The sequence below is a fragment of the uncultured Draconibacterium sp. genome, assembly GCF_913060805.1.
Classification (GTDB): Bacteria; Bacteroidota; Bacteroidia; order Bacteroidales; family Prolixibacteraceae; genus Draconibacterium.
The window spans coordinates 109,060-127,132 of the sequence record NZ_CAJXTC010000004.1 but is presented as its reverse complement, the minus strand read 5'-3'; the positions used below and the strand labels follow the sequence as shown (position 1 = coordinate 127,132).

The 18,073-nt window shown below is 35.5% G+C and carries 14 protein-coding genes; 4 read left to right on the top strand and 10 right to left on the bottom strand.

Going from position 1 to position 18,073, the window contains the following annotated elements; genetic code table 11:
- The 4 genes from QZ576_RS03880 to asnB all read left to right on the top strand — a co-directional run bounded on the left by QZ576_RS03880 (nt 1) and on the right by asnB (nt 5,338).
- Complete coding sequence (locus QZ576_RS03880) at nt 1-1,050, top strand: glycosyltransferase (RefSeq protein WP_297094256.1); 1,050 nt, start codon at nt 1-3, stop codon at nt 1,048-1,050.
- Nucleotides 1,051-1,122: 72 nt separating this feature from the next.
- Nucleotides 1,123-2,388, top strand: coding sequence for a glycosyltransferase family 4 protein (locus QZ576_RS03875; RefSeq protein ID WP_297094254.1), 1,266 nt, complete (start codon nt 1,123-1,125; stop codon nt 2,386-2,388).
- Complete coding sequence (locus QZ576_RS03870; protein ID WP_297094252.1) at nt 2,389-3,393, top strand: D-glucuronyl C5-epimerase family protein; 1,005 nt, start codon at nt 2,389-2,391, stop codon at nt 3,391-3,393.
- A 1-nt stretch (nt 3,394) separates the two neighbouring features.
- Nucleotides 3,395-5,338, top strand: a complete 1,944-nt coding sequence (gene asnB, locus QZ576_RS03865) for an asparagine synthase (glutamine-hydrolyzing) (protein ID WP_297094250.1) — start codon at nt 3,395-3,397, stop codon at nt 5,336-5,338.
- Between the two features lie 3 nt (nt 5,339-5,341).
- Here the strand turns inward: asnB and QZ576_RS03860 are convergent, their stop codons facing one another.
- The 10 genes from QZ576_RS03860 to wecB form a co-directional block, all read right to left on the bottom strand.
- Nucleotides 5,342-6,280, bottom strand: coding sequence for a Gfo/Idh/MocA family oxidoreductase (locus QZ576_RS03860; protein WP_297094248.1), 939 nt, complete (start codon nt 6,278-6,280; stop codon nt 5,342-5,344).
- Nucleotides 6,281-6,333: 53 nt separating this feature from the next.
- Nucleotides 6,334-7,644, bottom strand: a complete 1,311-nt coding sequence (locus QZ576_RS03855; RefSeq protein ID WP_297094244.1) for a nucleotide sugar dehydrogenase — start codon at nt 7,642-7,644, stop codon at nt 6,334-6,336.
- Nucleotides 7,644-8,210 (bottom strand): acyltransferase, encoded by a 567-nt coding sequence (locus tag QZ576_RS03850; protein ID WP_297094242.1) that lies wholly within the window; start codon nt 8,208-8,210, stop codon nt 7,644-7,646. Before QZ576_RS03850 ends, QZ576_RS03855 begins: the two co-directional genes overlap by 1 nt.
- Before the next feature lie 2 nt (nt 8,211-8,212).
- Entirely contained in the window at nt 8,213-9,337 is a 1,125-nt protein-coding gene (locus QZ576_RS03845; RefSeq protein ID WP_297094240.1) for a DegT/DnrJ/EryC1/StrS aminotransferase family protein, read from the bottom strand.
- 166 nt (nt 9,338-9,503) lie between these two features.
- On the bottom strand, nt 9,504-10,736 hold the full coding sequence (locus tag QZ576_RS03840; protein WP_297094238.1) for a glycosyltransferase: 1,233 nt from the start codon (nt 10,734-10,736) through the stop codon (nt 9,504-9,506).
- Nucleotides 10,737-11,325: 589 nt separating this feature from the next.
- A complete protein-coding gene (locus QZ576_RS03835; RefSeq protein WP_297094236.1) occupies nt 11,326-12,828 on the bottom strand; it encodes a lipopolysaccharide biosynthesis protein in 1,503 nt (500 codons plus the stop codon).
- A 12-nt stretch (nt 12,829-12,840) separates the two neighbouring features.
- A complete protein-coding gene (locus QZ576_RS03830; RefSeq protein WP_297094234.1) occupies nt 12,841-13,938 on the bottom strand; it encodes a glycosyltransferase in 1,098 nt (365 codons plus the stop codon).
- Complete coding sequence (locus tag QZ576_RS03825) at nt 13,931-15,871, bottom strand: ATP-grasp fold amidoligase family protein (RefSeq protein WP_297094232.1); 1,941 nt, start codon at nt 15,869-15,871, stop codon at nt 13,931-13,933. Before QZ576_RS03825 ends, QZ576_RS03830 begins: the two co-directional genes overlap by 8 nt.
- Nucleotides 15,872-15,879: 8 nt before the next feature.
- Nucleotides 15,880-16,926 carry a glycosyltransferase family 4 protein gene (locus tag QZ576_RS03820; RefSeq protein WP_297094229.1) on the bottom strand — a complete coding sequence of 349 codons (1,047 nt, stop codon included), beginning with the start codon at nt 16,924-16,926 and terminating at the stop codon, nt 15,880-15,882.
- Entirely contained in the window at nt 16,905-18,044 is a 1,140-nt protein-coding gene (wecB, locus tag QZ576_RS03815; protein WP_297094228.1) for a non-hydrolyzing UDP-N-acetylglucosamine 2-epimerase, read from the bottom strand. Before wecB ends, QZ576_RS03820 begins: the two co-directional genes overlap by 22 nt.
- Between the last annotated feature and the right edge of the window lie 29 nt (nt 18,045-18,073).

The window sequence follows — 18,073 nt, the reverse complement described above, 5'->3', positions numbered from 1 at the left end:
ATGTTAAAGTATACGATAATAATTGCTGTTTACAACCGCATTGGGGAAGTTAAAGAGCTTCTTGAAAGTGCAGAAAAACTTGATTTTGAACGCGAAAAATTCGAATTTCTGTTTGTCGATGACGGATCTATCGACGACTTTCGGGAATTCATTGAAAATTATAAGTCGGTTAGCGGCCTCCAGACCAGAGCTATCTATCAGGAAAACATGGGCCCTGGTGAAGCCCGAAATAATGGCATGCGAAATGCCGGTGGAGAGTACTTTATTTTTGTGGATTCCGACTGCATGTTTCCTCCTCAATGGTTACGTACTATCGACAGTGATGTTGAAAAAAATGGCTATGAAGCTTTCGGTGGCCCCGATACCTGCCACGAATCATTTAGCCCACTTTTGAAAGCGATTACCTATTCCATGACCTCAAAGTTGGGAACCGGTGGTACTCGTGGGCAAAAGAAAAGCGTAGGTAAGTTTTATCCCCGTAGTTTTAATATGGGTATACACCGGAAAGTTTTTGAGGATATCGGAGGCATGAACAAACTCCGCCACGGACAGGACATGGATTTTTCGCAACGTATTTACGACGCGGGTTACCACGTAGGACTAATTACAGATGCCTTTGTATATCATAAACGAAGAACAAGTCTGTCTAAATTTTATCGTCAGATTTTTAACTGGGGAGTAGCACGGATAAATCTTGCAAATGCACATCCTTCAATGTTGAAACCGGTACACCTATTACCGGCTATGGTCGTACTTGGACTGATTTTGCTATTAGTATTCACAATTTTTTTTCCAACTCCCGGAAAATTCCTTTGGGTACTAACAGCTATCGGTTATTTCTTAATAACACTATGGGCAATTGCAGAATCGTTAATACGCTACAAAAATATAAAAGCCGCATTACTTTCTCCGGTCACTTTAAACATTCAGGTATTTGCATACGGCCTTGGATTATTAAAAGCACTATGGCAAACCAAAGTGTTAGGAAGAAAGGAAGCTGAGGGTTTTGTGAAAAACTACTACAGTAAGAAAAACCTGGAAAGCAGGTAAGAAAGACACAAAGATTGGTACCAGTAAACAGTAACTGAAAAAAAGCCATTATCGAGAATCCAATGTCTAGAGATGAATAAGAAAGTCCTCATAATAACCTATTACTGGCCTCCTGCAGGAGGGCCTGGTGTACAACGGGTACTTAAATTTGCCAAGTACCTGCCTGAGTTCGGGTGGGAACCAATTATTCTAACGATTGATAATGGCGACTTTCACGCCATCGATGCATCTTTACAAAAAGATATACCAAAAGGTATTAAGATTTACAAAGCAGGTTCCTTTTCTGCGTTGGATTTATACAAAAAATTAAAAGGCGGGAAAAGAGAAATCAGTTCTTTTGAGCTCACAAAAAAAGATGGCGGACTTGGCTTTAAACTCACAAAATGGATTCGCGCCAACTTTTTTATACCGGATGCAAGAAAAGGTTGGAATCGTGCTGCTGTTAAACAGGGACTAAAGATAATAAAAGAAGAAAAACCAGACCTGATCTTTACATCTTCACCTCCACATTCTCTGCAGCTAATCGGCCATAAATTAAAGAAAAAGACAGGTATAAAATGGGTGGCTGATTTCCGTGATCCCTGGACTGATGCTTTCTGGGATAAAGAACTGCCAAGGTTAGAAGTTTTGCAGAAGTATAATCTTAAACTTGAAAAAAAAATATTGTCATCTGCGGATGAACTCATAACTGTTGGGAAAGGTTGTGCAAGTCTTCTTGATAAACAAAAAACAAAATCATTTCATCTTATCTTTAACGGATTTGACGAGAGTGATTTTTTCCCAAAAAATACTGCTGCTTCCAAGAAATTTAGAATAACATATGTTGGCAGTATCTCCAATTCACAGAATCCTGAAAATTTTTTTAAAGCAGTAGAACAGCTCCCAAATAAATACAAACAATTATTAGACATTAATTTTTATGGTAAGTTCGACGACGAAGTTAAAAAGAGTTCCGATTCACATGGTGCAAATACAAACTTTTACAATTATATCCCTCATTCAGAGGCCATAAATAAAATTATTAATTCTGAGCTATTATTACTATTAATTCCCCGAAAAAGTGAAGGAATTATTACTGGTAAATTGTTCGAATATTTAGCCACAAACAATTTTATTTTGGCTTTAGCTCCAACGAACAATGACATAAATAGCATTTTGGAAAAATGTAATGCAGGCCTGACATTTAATTATGAAGCCAACTTGTTAGAAATATTGATTGAACGAATTAAATTATGGAAAAGACATGGTGGACATGATCCCAGTACAGATGAAATCCTACAATACTCCAGAAAACACATAACCAAAGAGTTGGCAACAATTTTCAACACTTCTGTTTAAATGAGTAAGATAAAAAAAATATTTTTCATGTTACAAAAACTGAAAAGAGATCTTTTCAGTAAATCGTCCCTCAAAATATCCACCGATACGGAGTCGGAACTTAGAGAATATTATCTGCTCTTTGAGGAAGATCCGAAGAAACTCAATCGCCTGATAGCAGAATTTGATGAAGAAGGAATTCCATTAAATACGACTTATATTGATGTGGAAGAAAAAAAACTTCACTACTATCCAATCTCTATAGGTCAGTTCGCTCTATCAGTCTACCATACTTGGCTACGATCAGGGAATCAGGAGAAAGGAGCACATTTTCTTAGAATTGCTGAATGGTTTTTTAATAACAAATTTGAAAATGAACAATCAGGAACCTATTGGCTTACTGATGTTCCAAAACCAGAGCACCATATAACATCCCCTTGGAAATCCGCCTTTGCCCAAAGCAGGGCTTTATCTGTAATGCTTCGTGCCTGGCAGATCACCTCCGAAGACAAATATTTAGATTGCTGTAAAAAAGCCTTAATCCCCTTCACCAAAGACATAAAAGAAGGAGGAGTTGCCATTCGCCGCATAAAAGGAGAAACATTTTATGAAGAATATGTGGCCCAATATCCAACAAGGGTAATAGACGGGCATATCTTTTCACTCTTTGGTTTATACGACTTTGTCAGAGCCGTCCCTGAAGAACTCGATAAAGAAGCACACCAATTGGCAAAAAAATTATTTAATGAGGGTGTGGAAGGTCTAGCCAATCAATGGCAAAAACTCGATCTTGGATTCTGGATCCGATACTCGCTGTCTGAAGTGCCGGGTTATCCTGCCGACGATCCCTGTACATATGGTTACCTGAGACTAATCCAAACGCAGCTAAAGATACTTATCAATATTACAAAGCATCCTGAGTTGGAGAAATTCTATCAAAAAACAATCCAGGTGGATAAATCGGTTAATATTTTCAGAATGTACCAACTCAAATACAAATCATTAAAAAAACTGAACAGATTATAATATGTGTGGAATAGCCGGAATACATGAATATAATACCAGCAATAAAATTTTAATGGACAGGATGCTGGAAATAATTGCCCACCGCGGTCCGGATGGAGCCAAACAAATAACACATAACAACTATACTCTTGGGCATCGCAGGCTGGCCATTATTGACCTAAATACCGGTGACCAACCCATTTACAACGAAGACGAAACACTTTGTATCGTTTTCAATGGCGAAATCTATAATTTTAAAGAATTACGTCAGGAGTTAATGGCCAAGGGACATATTTTTAGCACACAAACAGACACCGAGGTAATCCTTCACGGATTTGAGGAATACGGCACAACATTTTTTAGCCGGATGAACGGAATTTTTGCCTTTGCCCTCTTGGATATTGTCAACGACACACTCTTTTTAGCTCGCGACCATTTCGGGATAAAACCTTTACATTACTACCACAACAGCAAATTGCTTGTATTTGGGTCCGAACAGAAAAGTATTCTGCTCCATCCAAAAGTTCCTCGCCAACTAAACAAACAAGCTTTACACCTGCAACTAAATTTAAGATATACACAGGGCGACGAAACTTTGTTTAAACATATTAAACGCTTACCTCCCGCCCATTACCTGAAATTCTCAAAGGGAAACATTGAAATAAAAAAATTCTGGGAACTTAAATACAACAATGTTAATCAAAGTATTACAGAAGCAGAAGCCATCGACGGCATGCATTTCTACATGAAACAGGCGATAGAAAGACAACTCATCAGTGATGTTCCAATAGGAGTTTATCTTTCAGGAGGGCTCGATTCATCAACCATAGTACAAAAAATGCACGAGCTTGGAGCGGAACAAATCAATACCTTCACCCTTGGATTTAATGAACCCACTGACGAATTTCCTGATGCTGAGCGTATTGCCACACACTTTAACACCAACCACCACACACTTAGTCTTCAAATGAATCCGCTGGAGAAATTCCCTGAAGTACTGTGGCATGCTGAAGAACCAAAAATAAACCTCTTACAGGGTTACAATATGTCGAATTTTGTTCGTCAGCACGTTAAAGTAGTATTGGGAGGCCTGGGAGGCGACGAGCTGTTTGCTGGTTACGATATTCACCGTTTCACAAATCCGTTTAACAACCTGCATAAAAACATGCCACGTTGGATGAAGAAAGTAGGACAGTTTAAATCTCAAATCCTGTTTCGCCTGCAAAATGCATCAGGCATTTTGTCAACCGACGAATACCGGCGAGGAATGCAAATGCTGCTGGCATTGGGCAATGTCGAAAAATTCTACCTCATAATACGAAATGCATGGGATTACGACGACAGGTTTTACCAAAACATTTATACATCCAATTCTCTGGGAGAAGCGCTACGTTTAAATAAGGTTCACCAATACTTCGACAGCCTATTCGACAGAGCAAACAATTTAAAAGCCCTTGAACAGGTTCTGTTTGTTGAGATGCAAAGCAAAATGGTAAATGATTATTTGCTGGTAGAAGATAGAATGTCGATGTCGAACTCAGTAGAAGAACGTGTACCTTTCCTTGATCTCGACCTTGTTAATTTTGCTAACTCAATTCCTTTACACCTTAAAATAAAACAAAACCAAACCAAGTACCTGTTCAGGAAAGCCATGGAAAACCATTTGCCTCCGAAAATTATTACCAAAAAGAAATGGGGCTTTACCGTAAATCCTTACCTGCAGTTTAAAAAAGACTTAAAAGAAGTTGCTCGGAAAATACTCACCAAAGAATTTGTTGAACAACAAGGCATTTTTAATTATCAGTATATCGATAAAATTATAAACTACAAACCACATCCCAAATTACGTTGGCATTATAATTACCTTTGGATAGTCATGGGCATTGCCATTTGGCAAAAGATGTTTATCGAAACGAATAACTTTGAGAAGCAGCAATTTGATCTTAACGAGTATTTCTCCAACTAACTCTTACTTTCTCAATAATGGATGATACTCCCCTTTCAACCCAACAGGTTTTGTATAACGGGCGTAATCTGTAAGAACAATACTCTCACGTGCATCATCCAAGCCAAAACCATTACCATCCAATATATTCCGATAAGTAACCGTATGCAAATCAGTAAATCCACCGCTAAATTCCACTTCATCTCCATTAACGGTAATGGAGCGAAAAGTTCGCATTCCTCGTTCTGTAGCATACGCCGGCAAGTCGTTGGCATCCAGACTTAAGAACCAACGCACTCGGGCCTTTTCCAATTCAAGGTAACCGGCAGCTTTATCTGCTTCATAAACGTGAATAACATTCTCTTTTACCGCCCCAAAGATCCAGGTAAGCATATCAAAAAAATGAATTCCGATATTTGTAGCAACTCCCCCCGATTTCTCCATCTCACCTTTCCAACTTTTGAAGTACCATTTACCGCGGGTAGTCATGTAAGTTAAATCTACATCATACATTTTATCACCACCTTCATCAACTTTCTTTTTCAGATCAAGAATAGTTTGATGATAACGTAATTGAAGGACTGTATTTACTCTCTTTCCGGTTTCTCTTTCAATCTCCTTGAGAACATCCAGTTCTTCCGGATAGATTACCAGTGGCTTTTCACAAATTACATCGGCGCCGTTTCGTAAGGCAAAACGAATATGCGAGGCATGCATGTAATTCGGTGTACATATGCTTACATAATCTACAGAATTTCCGGCCATACGGAGGTCGTCCATGTACTTTTCAAAGTTCTCGTGCTCAAGAAAAAATTCGGCTTCAGGAAAGTAACTATCGATACGACCCATCACGTCAAACCTGTCGGTAGCACAAATCAAATCATTACCGGTTTCTTTAATGGCTTTCATATGACGGTCAGCAATATACCCTGCCGCTCCTATTAATGCAAATCGTTTATTCATTATTACTAAAATTGGTACAAAGCCCTGAATGCTAGACTGACTTTGAATTAAAACTATAATTTATATACTTTGTCGGACGCTTCTTTAATGACATTTCTTAAATCGACAACAAGCTTCGAATTTTTCTCGATAAAATCAGCATCAAATACCGAATGGTTGGTGGTTATAACAACACAATCGGCATCTTGTAAAGTCTTCTCATTTAATTCAGTGCTTACGAAACTGTTATCTCCTTCCGTTTTTATTTCCGAAATAAAAGGATCATGATAACTTACTTCTGCTCCCTTATTTACTACTTCTTCAATAATTTTTAATGCCGGAGATTCGCGCTCGTCATCGATATTTGGTTTGTAGGCGACCCCCAAAAACAACACTTTGCTTCCGTTAAGGGCCTTTTTTTGTCTGTTCAATGCCGAGGTAATCTTTAAGGTCATTCGATGAGCCATTAACAAATCAATATGCCCAGCTGTATGTATCATACTTAATTCAAAGTTGAATTTTTTCGCAATATGCTCCAAATAAAAGGGATCGAGCGGAATACAATGCCCCCCCACACCCGGACCCGGATAAAAGGCCTGAAATCCAAAGGGTTTGGTTTTTGCCGCGTCAATTACCTCCCAGATATTAATGTCCATCTTACCGGCCAGCAATGCCAACTCATTAATCAGACTAATATTGATTAAACGGTAGGTATTTTCTAAAATCTTTACCATCTCTGCTACCCTTGGAGAACTTACGAGGTGTACGTTCTCAATGGCCAGTTTATAAATAGCTTCTCCTATCTTAAGGCCATCAGCTGTTAAAGCACCCAGCACCTTCGGAGTATTCTTTGTTTTAAAATCCTGATTCCCCGGATCAACACGTTCAGGCGAAAATGCCAACCAAAAATCGTCGCCCTCAGTCAAACCCGATTCCCGTTGAATTATAGGAAGCATAAAATCTTCAGTGGTAGTAGGATAAGTAGTACTTTCCAAGCTAATGAACGTACCCTTTTTCATATTCTTGCCAATTTCAGTACAAGCTGCCTCGATATAACTCATATCTGGCTTTTTGTAACGGTCAAGAGGTGTAGGTACACATATAAGAATGGCATCGCAATTTTTTAACTCTGAAAAATCACTTGTTGCTTTCAGATAACCGGATTCTGTAACTTGTTCCAACTCCCAGTTGTCGATGTCTCCAATATAGTTTTCTCCTGAGTTGACTTTTTTTACCTTAACTTCAGCTTTGTCGAAACCCAACACCCTATTTCCTTCTTGTGCAAAGCTTACAGCCAATGGAAGTCCGACATAGCCCAAACCCACAACTCCAATTAAAAGTTGTTTCCCGGTTACTTTGTCTAATATTTGCTTTTTATATGTCATTATTTTACTAATTCTAAATTATCGCCTGCTAATTTATACTTTTCTCCGGTTTCAGGACAAATCAGGTCTGCTCCCAAAATTGCTCCGCTTCTGCTCACCCATCCCTTTTGTAATGCCGGAACACCTACCATCAATGCAAAGGGCTTAACATCTTTTGTAATTACTGCGCCGGCTCCGATAAAACAATATTCTCCTAAAGTAGCTCCACACACAATAGTTGCATTGGCACCAATACTAGCACCTTTCCTAACAAGTGTTGGCCTAAATTCTGTTTTTCGCTCAACAGCACTTCGCGGATTGATGACATTAGTAAAAACCATAGATGGCCCGCAAAAAACATCATCCTCACAGATTACACCTTCGTATAACGATACATTATTTTGCACCTTAACATTATTGCCAAGTTTTACATTGTTGCCAACAAAAACATTTTGACCTAAAATGCAGTTATTTCCAATAGCTGCACTCCCCATAACATGACAAAAATGCCAGATCTTTGAGCCCTCTCCAATCTTTGCTCCTTTATCGATGATCGCTGTTTCGTGTGCGTAATATTCTTTACTCATGGTTATATATTGTAAAAAAATTCTTTTAGAGAAATTACTATATACTCCAGTTGCTCCTCATCCAGCTCGGTATGCATAGGCAGCGACAAAACTGTTTTTACCAGCTTTTCACTTACCGGGAAATCACCTTCCTGATAGCCTAAAAATTTATATGCTTCCTGTAAATGAAAAACCTCAGGATAGTAGACCATCGAAGGAATTCCCTTTGTTTTCAAAAAAGCCTGTAATTCATCCCTCCTATCTGTTTTCAAGGTATACTGATGAAAAGTATGTGTACTGTATTCTACCCGCCGAGGGATTTCAATCCAAGCCAGCTCTGCAAGATGCATATCATAGTATGCCGCTGCCTTCTGTCTGGCTTGTATATGTTTATCGAAATATTTTAATTTCACCTCCAGAATAGCAGCCTGAATACTGTCTAAACGCGAATTTACTCCAATCCGTTCATATTGGTATTTAGCTTTCATGCCATGGTTTGCAATCGACCGAATGGTACCGGCTAACTTGTCATCTTTTGCAAAAACAGCCCCTCCATCGCCAAAACAACCCAGGTTTTTCGAGGGGAAAAACGAGTTACATCCAATATCTCCGATGGTGCCGGCTTTTTGTTTAGTTCCGTCTTTAAAAATATAATCTGTTCCCAGTGCCTGGCAAGCATCTTCGATTACATACAGATTGTGTTTTGGGGCAATCGCCATTATTTCTTCCATATTAGCACACTGCCCAAATAAATGTACAGGAACAATCGCTTTCGTATTTGGGGTGATCACATCTTCCAGTTGCGAGACATCCATATTATATGTTCCCTGACAAACATCTACAAAAACAGGTTTTAGGCCCATTAAAACAGCTGTTTCAACTGTAGCCACAAAGGTAAACGGTGTTGTAATTACCTCATCACCCGGTTTTAACCCAAGTGCCATATAGGCCATTTGAAGTGCATCTGTACCATTACCACAGGTAATTACATTTGTATTTAAATATGCAGCTAATTTTTCTTCAAAATCGACTACTTTTCCGCTTTTTATAAATTTTGTTGATTTTATTACTTCCTGCATGGCCGAATCAATTTCCTCTTTCATTGTAAAGTATTGACCGTAGAGGTCGCACATGTGTATGGTTTGCATAATTCAGCTTTTAAACTATATTTTTTTCAATTCTCTATAATATATTGGGGAACATCTCCATTCCTGGAAACTTTACCGATACGTTTATAAGACAGCTCAACATAATCCACTTCTTCAACTATGAACACGCGTACAATTTTAATACATTTGGCATATAAACAATGCTTTAATCATTAGTTAATCCCTTCAAAAAAGCTGTATAGTTTTTATAGTTTAATTCTGAATTAAAATGTTTAAACCAAAACTCTTTTGCACTACGTCTCATTATCATTTTTTGGTCTTCATTCTTTAAATAGTAATCATCAAACAAAGTTGCTAATTGACTCTCCTCAAAGTCTTTATGCAGCAAAGTTCCAAAACTATTGTCAACTATTTCAGACGTACCACCAACATTTGTTGCAATAATAGGTATTCCCGATGAAATTGCCTCCATAATAGAAACAGGAATTCCTTCCGAGGCACTAACATTAACAAATAAATCCACAGAATTATGTTGGTAATAATTAATCACATCTATATTGCTTACTTGTCCTAGCAGACTTACGTTTACATTTGGAGGTAGACTTTTAATCATATCCTTTATACTCGGCAATAATTTCCCTCCACCAAGATGAGTCCATTTCACCTTGCACTTTACATGCGTCAATGCTTTCACAATCAAGTCCAATCTTTTTACTGGAACAACGTACGAACAACTAATTATACGCAAAACATCATCTTCACTTCTGGAAGTCATCTGTAAATCCGGGACTCCCAAACGAAATAACTTTGTCTTAAAATTCAAATTGTGATATTTCTTAGTTAGATAAGCTTTGCCTTTTTCTGATATAAAAACAGAGTATTCTAAGTTCTTCAATAATTCTTCACGGAAAGGGATGTAACCTCCTTTCAAATCTTCATAAAGATCCGAATTATGAAATCTGGCTACTGTTACATTAGAATAATTCTTCGAAATAAAAGGAATAATTCCTGTTGCTTTATCACCCCAATAAAAATAAATTATAGTTATCTTATCAATTTTCGCCAATATCTCCTTCCAATTATGAGGTGCCAAAATCTTTCGAACGGCACATGTCGTTTCCAGCAAATTTTTTAATTTTCTTTTGCTTTTGTATACTTTCTTTTGTAAAAATTCTTTAAAAACAAAACTAACGGGAGCAATATTGAAAATTCCGTCTAAAACCGTTCTCATTTTTTCCTGATTGATATCAAATCGAAAAAAAGGTTTTGAATAAGTTACTCCATCAGGCACCATCCTCACTTTATCACCCTTCCCAACAGTTAATGGAAATATATGAATGGTGGAGAATTTCTGGTTTAAAAATTTAATTTCAGTCTCCAAAAATGTTTCTCCTTCCCCATAGGGATAACTCGTTGTAAATATTACCAGTTCTGCCATGTCTAATGAATTAATAAAACCAAAACAAATGATTACATGTAAACCTATGCAATCTTAATCAAATATACCTCTGTTTTTAAAATTAAAATAGCTTATTAACGTTGACGAGTTTAGAAACATTAAAAGCCAAGTATCTATATTCAAAATTTTTACGAAAATTATCTGAAAAATATGTGAATTATCAACATAATGTACACTGGTGTTATATAGACTTCGATATAATTCAACTGAATAGAGACATATCTTACATCTTTATCTCATTAAAATTTTTATCCTAATTAGAAAATATTTTATAAAAAAACAGCAAAACCTTGTGTTTAAATTAGAAGAACTATGGACAGCGACGTGACAGATCCAAGTATCTACTGATAAATCATATTGTTTTTCCCAGTGGTGCAAATGAATGACTTTTCTTACTTTACTCATGGCGATTAATTTATTAGCCACACTTTCATATTAATTTGTTTTAAATCAATAAGAAATTATAGCTTCGATAGAAGTAAAATCAATCTTTTGTGAAGAGTGGTCAGCAGTGTGGCCAAGGTAGTATATTTGACCATTTTTCCACTGTAGCAGGTCATATAAATACCTATTTCAAAAAACGCTTAAGATTTTCTTTAAGCATCTTTGGATTCCTCCATGAGGCAAAAATATTTTTTATGCTCTCGATCTCCACTTTTTCATAAAAGTTAAAAAGTAATAAAATAAACGGAAAACTACCCAACAGGATAATTTTAAGTGATAGCCGCCATAGAATTTGTATATCTTTAATAAGGATACCAACAAAAGTAATCGTTCCAGCAACTAATATCGCAATTACTAACTTATTTACTTCATAAGGAATTTTATATTGATTTTGTGCTGCATAATAGGTCACACACATATAAATAAATTGCGAGATTAATGTTGCAGCAGCAGCCCCATAAATATCCCATAAGGGTATAAATAATATATTTAACCCAAAATTCAGGACTGCTGTTAAAACGGTTAAAACTCCTAAAACATTACTTTTTTTTGTTATCATTAATCCAGTGGTTAAATTTATTCGTATTAATGAAAATAAAAATGCAAATGATAAAACCCCAATTATACCTGCAGCTCTCCAATAATCGGTTGTTTTTGTAATTAATTTTATGGCTTCAAGCGAAAATAGTGATACAACAAGCATAACCAGAATAAACAGGAAGCTTGTATAGGTCAATATTTTTGAAAAAAAACGATGATTATTGGGATCGTTAAACTTTTTAAGTCGTATTGGGGCCAAAGCAGCCATTACGGAATCGGTAATAACAATCTTGAGCGTATTAGCAAGCCGCAAACCTAAACTATATATACCTGCAGCGGCCAATCCCGAAATAAAATTAAGCATATATCGGTCAGTAACTGTAAGTGTAATAACGGCAAGATTTGACAATACCAACGGATAGCCAAAAACAAACATTTCCTTAAAAACTTTCCACTCGAAAGAGTAACGCACGTTTTTCAAAATATAAGGAAGAGTTAGCAAAAGCATAAGAATTTCTCCAATAACACTTGCTTCCCAAATACCATTTAATCCGCGCCCCATTTTAGTGATTGCAAATACGGTAAGCAATAATACCACCAATAATTTGACAACATTAATAACAGTATAAAAAACAGATCTTGATTGAATTTGTAATAATTGCAATGTAATACTGTTAAGTACCCGAAAAAAAACAGTAATGAAAGTTAGCTGCAGAAGATAACCAAATGAGATAGAACCAAAAATAAGTTTGGAAAAATGGTCTGCGTTTATTAGTAAAGCCCCACAAACCGGCGTATTGATAACCAACAAAAATGAAAAAATGGTAAATACAATACTCTTTTGTTTCTCCTTATAATCTTCATCCCAATACCATCGAATAAGGCTACTGCTTAGTGCAAATGCCAAAAGCACCGTTAGTACCTGGGCCGTTGCTTCCAAAATGGCAAGCATTCCAAAATCATCTTTCGACAAAAAAGCCTCATTGGTATAGAGAGGTAATAATATTAATCCTATAACTTTTATACTAATGTTGCCAATTGCATAAACCGAACTATGTCTTGTCGTTTTTTTTATATCCTGTAACATCAATTTTACCTATTAAGCATCAATAATACTTTCATATTTCCGAATTATATTTTTTAGCGCAAAACGGCTTATAGCGTCTCCTTTTATCTCTTGCTCCTGAAATTTCGAGCCAATTACTTCTTTAAGTCTTTTCTCAAAATTGTTCTTTTCAAAATCAAAAATAAAGCCATTTTTTGCATCTGTGATTATTTCTGAAATTCCACCTTTGCAGTTGTTTGCCAGCACTGGTGTGCCACAATACAAAGCTTCCAATACTACATTGGGAAAACCTTCGTATCGACTGCTTAGTACAAATACATCGGCCTGCTGGTAAAAGTGATAAATATTCGACTGATAACCTGCAAAAGTTACTAAATCATTCAGCCCTAAATCAGTAGCCAGCGATTTTAGTTCTTTTTTATATTCTTCATCCTTTGTATCTCCAACTATAGTTAAATGAAATTTATTATTTGCTTTTACCGCCGAAAAAGCTTTTAAAAGCATATCAAATCCTTTTTGATGCGATAAACGGCCACAGGCCAGGACATTAATTTTTCCTTTAGGATAAAGATCTTTCTCCTCCTTTTTTAATTGTTTCTCAATAAAACTGGTATCAATCGGATTATTTATTACTGTTACGTTCTTCTCAGGGATCTTAAAATTATCGACCAAATCATCCTTCATATCATTACACTGGGCAATAATTTGATTGTAGTTTTTATAAAAGTTCCGGTATAAAAACAACATTCGTTTATTTCGTACATGCTGACTAACTGTGTTGGTTTCGCGGGCAAACCACTTTATGCTTCTAAAAAACGGGATAAAAGGCGACAAAAGAACGTTAATACCACTTAATCCCACAAAAACAATATCGGGTTTCTGCCGAAGTATTCCTCTTAATGTTTGAAAGAAGAAATACTTCACCGTTGAAGGAATATTTAAATAAACCACCTCCACATCTTCACGAAGATTCGCTAAATACGAATGTTCGGCCTTGAAAATCAATAACAGTTGCGGAATGTATTTATCCCTGCTAATGTGGTTAACAAGGTATGTCATTATCCTTTCTGCCCCCCCCTCGCGTAATTCAGGAATAACAAAAAGTATTTTCTTCTTATTATCTTTATTCATCAATCGGTAGCTTCAACTTCTGTCCTAATTTTAAGTCCATTTTTTCGGGATTCCACTTCATAAATCCCCCATATGGGTGAAAAGTTAACTCTCCAAAATAAATAACATTATTCACATCGTATAAATCAACTCTTACATAGTAAAATGGTTCCGAAAGCTTTCTAGCCACTTCAAGCATCTCTTCTAATTTTACTGGACGTTCAACTTTTTTCCTTTCATTCGAAAAATAGAAGAATTCTTGCTCTATCCAATTTGTATCAAACCAGGTTTCTTTAATATCTGTTTCTCTATCGAAAAGAGTTTGAATATATTTAGGCTTTCCCCCAAAACAATATATCTTATAATCATTTAGTAGATTATTCCCGCTTTTATCTTTTAACAGTTTTTCTACAATTACTCGTGGTTGAATATTCTTATATTCCCATTCCTTTTGGGTGTAATAGTAATTTTTTTTAAGTCTTGATCGTAAAACCTTACGAATTTGTTCAAAATCAGCACTCCCTTTATCTTTAATGATGATACCTCCACTGCTATCATGATTAGTTTTTATTATCACTGGACAGTTGGGTATATTTTCAATAATAATTTCATCCACATTTTTAGTTTCGAACACAAGAGGAATCAAGTATTTCTCGCCAGCTCGTTCTTGCACATAATCACGTACTTTAAATTTATCTGCACAAATCGTATGCATTGTTGTACGATCATTAAGTTTCATCCATTGTATCTTCTCTGTAAACAATTGAGGATTTTTCAAGTCGGGATATTTGCCAAAAACTCGTTTGTATTTTTTTATTATATATGCTTTCTCAGAAAGAATACGTTCACGATAGAAATACCTTATGGATAGATAAATTTTAAACAGAAATGCTAATAGTACCCAAAATATATTTCTTTTCTCTTTGTAATCTGGAGAAAGACGATCCCTAATCCCTTTAATTATAATATCAGGATTATTAATAAGATTTCTAATCTTCCTCTGAAAAAGTAATCTTTTATAATATCCTAACCACCAATTTTCAGAATAAGGTTTCATAGAAGAAATACCAGACAATTTTGATTCTTTGATTCGTAATTTATTTCCTCTTACATTTCTCTCGATTAAAAGAATTTTCTTTACCACAATAGATTCTTCGGTAAAATCTATTATCGGCACAAGTCCTTTTCGCTGATGCTTAAGAGCTTTTTTACTTTTAATTAACCCCCTGTACTCATAGTCAATATCAGGGAAATAAAAATTACCTAATGAGTAAAAAATTAGCTTTCCTTTATAACTTTCAACTGGTTGAATTATATGTGGATGATGCCCTATGATTAAATCAGCTCCTGCATCAATAATATTATGGGCTAAGTCAATTTTTTCCGGTTCTGGAAATTTTATATCTTCTATTCCCCAGTGAATATTCACTATTAAATGATAATCGGGATATTTTTTTTTAACATCAACGATCTCCTGCAAATCGACTTCATAGCCGCCAACAAATCCAGTATCGGCAAATAATTTCGTTCCTGTGAGATCAGCAGAACGGGTAACATAAGCAATATTGATTGTTTTAGAATCATCGCTAACAACTATGTGTTTGCTTTTTTCAGCTATAGTCCCAACTCCAAAATGTTCTAATCCCGCATTTTTTAACAATTGAAATGTATATTCACATGACTCTACCCCATAATCATTAATATGATTATTCGAGAGATTAATAAGTAAAGGATTTAACTTTTTTAAAAAACGTAGAGAAGTATCGTTTGCACCAAGACAAATTTTGTCTTTTTCTTTTATTTTATTTTTCTGAACAAAGGCAGATTCCAAATTAACTATCAATTTGGCATTCTCTTTCTCTAAAGTTTTTCGGAGCCTTGAAAGAAGCTCCTCTTCATTAAAATCTTGTGTTTGCTGCAAGACCAAGTCTCCGGTATAAGCATACTTAACCATACTTCTATTTAATCTAAAAAATTGATTAATCTTTCGGCTTGAACTTTATAATCAAATTCTCTCTTTGCTAAAGCCTGCCCCTCTTTTCCAACTCTCTTTGCAACTTCTTTGTTTGTCAAAATATAATATAACTCATCTGCGAAAAGCTTCGGATTACCCGGAGTTACAATGAATCCATTTTTACGTGCTTTAATATAATTTGGAATATCCCCAACAGCAGTAACCAATACTGGATTTCCTGTAGCTAAATATTCTCCCAATTTACTTGGGAAACCACCTTCTGCTTGTTTATTGGCTGGTCTTGACAGCAATAATACTTCAGCAAATTTCAAATATTCCGGAATTTTTTCATGTTCCACATAACCTGTAAAAACAACATCATTTTCTAAACCAAGCTTAGCAGTATATCTCCTTATCTTATTCATCTCTGATTCTTCTGCTCCACCAATCAAACAAAGTGTTAAGTCTTTGACTTTGTTACTCACCAATTTAAAGGCCTCAAGTAAATCATAAAGACCATCTTTATTATTTCCCATATAACCACAGTAAGCAATATATCTTTTGCCTTTTATGGGATTTACGTATTTCTCATTTGCAAATCTATCATAATCTACCAATAGCGAAGCATTTAAGAAACCACAGTCTTTATTTGTAAACGAGCTGTAATATTCTATCAAAGCATCAGAACATGTTATAAATCCTGATGCGTTTATATAATAGGTAAGGTCTTGTTTTTTCGAATACTTGTCAATAATTATATGATAAGGGTATTCTGTTCTTTCTATAATAAACTTTTTAAACCGCAAAATAATAGCCGACTTACCGGAAATATGCCCATAAATCCAAATAATATTCGAAGGATGAATCAACAACACTCGAATTAATTGAATTAATCCGAACACCTTCTTTAGCATCCTATTCTTAGTTTTAGTAGAGAGGTATATAATTTCCAGATTAATCCCAGCTTGAATTAATCCACTTTGCCACAATTTTAATCTATAAAATGCTGCTCCCGGGCTACTTTCCGGAGTTATTATGAAGATTTTTTTTGCCATATAACCCTGTTCACGTAATCAATGTACGATAAAATTATATTTACCACTTTTACTGAAACATTATCCACATCATAATCAGGAGCTAACTTTAAGGTTCTTTGTTGTCCAAAAGGTTGATGTTTTAATATCTCGATAGCCTGATAAATCCTCTCCTTATTCATGCCAACCATAATTACAGAACCTTCCTGCATTGCCTCCTGCCTTTCGTGTGTTTCTCTAAGATTTAATGCCCGGAAATTTAGTATTGATGATTCTTCAGATATGGTCCCGCTATCCGATAAGGTTACAAATGCATTTATTTGTAAGAATACATAATCAATAAAACCTAATGGTTTCATAAAATTGATATTACTATCAACCTTGATACCAAGTTCATTTATTTTATTTCTTGTTCGTGGATGAGTGGATACAATAATTGGATAATTAAACTGTTGAGAAAGACCGTTTAATACATCTATTAATTTCAAAAAATTATCGCTTTCAATGTTTTCTTCCCTGTGCGATGATACAACAAAGTATTTTTCTCTTTCTAACTTCAATCTACTAAGAACATCACTTTGACTGATCTTATGCAGATTCTTCATAAGAACCTCTTTCATTGGGCTTCCTGTTTTAAAAACCCTATCCATCGGAAGACCTTCTCTTAACAAATTTTCTTTTGCAATATCGCTATAAGCCAGGTTAATATCGCTAACATGATCAATAATGCGCCTGTTTGACTCCTCGGGAACTCTAAAATCAAAACAACGATTACCGGCTTCCATATGGAATATGGGTATTTTTCTTCTTTTGGCAGGAATAGCTACCAGGCAGCTATTGGTATCTCCCAACACCAACAATGCATCTGGATTTTCTTTCTCTAAAACATCATCAACATTAATAAAAATGTTTCCAATTGTTTTAATCGCATTCTCTCCAACCGAATTCAAAAAATAATTTGGCTTTTTAATTCCAAAATCTTCAAAAAAAATTTCATTTAGTTCATAATCATAATTCTGACCTGTATGTACCAATATATGCTTTATACTATCCTCTCTTTCCAATTTATCAATTACCGCAGACAACCTTATAATCTCAGGTCTGGTGCCAACTACGGTCATTATTTTCATTTTTTTCATTATCTAAATTTTATTTGAGTTAGAATAAC

Excerpts from the sequence above, each read along its gene's own strand:
- QZ576_RS03880 (WP_297094256.1), top strand. The coding sequence starts at position 1 with ATGTTAAAGTATACGATAATAATTGCTGTTTACAACCGCATTGGGGAA.
- QZ576_RS03875 (WP_297094254.1), top strand. The coding sequence starts at position 1,123 with ATGAATAAGAAAGTCCTCATAATAACCTATTACTGGCCTCCTGCAGGA.
- QZ576_RS03870 (WP_297094252.1), top strand. The coding sequence starts at position 2,389 with ATGAGTAAGATAAAAAAAATATTTTTCATGTTACAAAAACTGAAAAGA.
- asnB (WP_297094250.1), top strand. The coding sequence starts at position 3,395 with ATGTGTGGAATAGCCGGAATACATGAATATAATACCAGCAATAAAATT.
- QZ576_RS03860 (WP_297094248.1), bottom strand. The coding sequence starts at position 6,280 with ATGAATAAACGATTTGCATTAATAGGAGCGGCAGGGTATATTGCTGAC.
- QZ576_RS03855 (WP_297094244.1), bottom strand. The coding sequence starts at position 7,644 with ATGACATATAAAAAGCAAATATTAGACAAAGTAACCGGGAAACAACTT.
- QZ576_RS03850 (WP_297094242.1), bottom strand. The coding sequence starts at position 8,210 with ATGAGTAAAGAATATTACGCACACGAAACAGCGATCATCGATAAAGGA.
- QZ576_RS03845 (WP_297094240.1), bottom strand. The coding sequence starts at position 9,337 with ATGCAAACCATACACATGTGCGACCTCTACGGTCAATACTTTACAATG.
- QZ576_RS03840 (WP_297094238.1), bottom strand. The coding sequence starts at position 10,736 with ATGGCAGAACTGGTAATATTTACAACGAGTTATCCCTATGGGGAAGGA.
- QZ576_RS03835 (WP_297094236.1), bottom strand. The coding sequence starts at position 12,828 with ATGTTACAGGATATAAAAAAAACGACAAGACATAGTTCGGTTTATGCA.
- QZ576_RS03830 (WP_297094234.1), bottom strand. The coding sequence starts at position 13,938 with ATGAATAAAGATAATAAGAAGAAAATACTTTTTGTTATTCCTGAATTA.
- QZ576_RS03825 (WP_297094232.1), bottom strand. The coding sequence starts at position 15,871 with ATGGTTAAGTATGCTTATACCGGAGACTTGGTCTTGCAGCAAACACAA.
- QZ576_RS03820 (WP_297094229.1), bottom strand. The coding sequence starts at position 16,926 with ATGGCAAAAAAAATCTTCATAATAACTCCGGAAAGTAGCCCGGGAGCA.
- wecB (WP_297094228.1), bottom strand. The coding sequence starts at position 18,044 with ATGAAAAAAATGAAAATAATGACCGTAGTTGGCACCAGACCTGAGATT.